Source organism: Streptococcus cristatus (assembly GCF_003943505.1).
GTDB classification, from domain to species: Bacteria; Bacillota; Bacilli; order Lactobacillales; family Streptococcaceae; genus Streptococcus; species Streptococcus cristatus_E.
This window is the reverse complement of the sequence record NZ_RJPS01000073.1, coordinates 1-712: the sequence shown is the minus strand read 5'-3', so window position 1 is coordinate 712 and position 712 is coordinate 1. Positions and strand designations below refer to the sequence as shown.

The window sequence follows — 712 nt, the reverse complement described above, 5'->3', positions numbered from 1 at the left end:
GAATATTTTGCCAGCATTACATGCTCTATTTGATACTACCAAAACATTTTTGTTTGATAATTTCATTCCGATGATTGGGAATGTGTTTTCTGGTCTTGGATTGCTATTAACAGAAGGGATTAGTAAGATAGCTTCTGAGCTATTTGGAGATGCTTTTGGAAGTGCGGTGTATGATCAATTATCAAGGGTCACAGGAATTTTCCAGACTTTCTTTGACATGATTTTTGGCTCCTTAAACAAACAAGATAACATCGATATTTTGAAGGTGCTAGGTTTTAGTGATGATGCAGCAAAACAAATTGTCAACATAGCAGATAATATCCGTGTCACTTTTGAGAATATCGGGGCGACTATTGGCAATATCGCTGGGATTGTTAGTAGTTTCATTGGAGAGCTATTAGGAGTAAGGGACGGTAAGCAAGAAGTCAATTTGCTTGGCACTGCATTTGAAATTCTGACAGGATTTATAAAAGAGGTGTCATCAATACTAAAAGATGTAACTAAGTTTTTTAAGGATAATCAGCTAGCAGCAGATTTACTTAAGACTTCTGTAGTTGCTTTAGGAGTTGGACTTCCAGTAGCTAAAATTGCTACATTTGTGCAAGGCTTAGGTGGCATACCTGGTATTTTGGCAATTGCAAAAACAGCTATTTCAGGTTTTGCTACATCAGCGATAGCTGCTATTTCTTCAATCCCTCTGATTGGGTGGATT

1 pseudogene is annotated in these 712 nt (G+C 37.2%); it reads left to right on the top strand.

Going from position 1 to position 712, the window contains the following annotated elements:
- Window positions 1-712 (top strand): annotated as a pseudogene (locus D8792_RS11045) (PblA); the annotation flags it as partial.